This is a genomic window from Catenibacterium sp. CAG:290 (assembly GCF_000437715.1).
Classification (GTDB): domain Bacteria; phylum Bacillota_I; class Bacilli_A; order Erysipelotrichales; family Coprobacillaceae; genus Catenibacterium; species Catenibacterium mitsuoka_A.
The window spans coordinates 5751-6085 of the sequence record NZ_FR898809.1; the positions used below are offsets into that span (position 1 = coordinate 5751).

The window sequence follows — 335 nt, forward strand, 5'->3', positions numbered from 1 at the left end:
AATGTCTTTATCATGGAGTAATTCATCTAAGTTATCTGTATATTGAATTTCTTCTATTTTCTTCCATGTATCAAAGTGAATAGAACGGTTATAGATTGTCTTTACTTTAATTTTATCTTTTCTAGTGAGTATAAATGGCATATGGTAACGATTTGTGCTTTTACCATTTCCAATAAATCCAATTGTAAGTGTCATATATGTTCCTCTCTTCTTTACTACTATTCTTTATTATTTAAAGATCAATTACAAGTATTCACATTAGAATCGTAAAAAAAGTACGCAATAGGTGTGAATAACTTTTTTAAGAGAGAACTAATAGTTCACAAAAAAAAGAA

1 pseudogene is annotated in these 335 nt (G+C 26.6%); it reads right to left on the bottom strand.

The features are described from left to right. Nucleotides 1-195, bottom strand: a pseudogene (locus QVO42_RS05045) (NAD(P)-dependent oxidoreductase); the annotation flags it as partial. Between the last annotated feature and the right edge of the window lie 140 nt (nucleotides 196-335).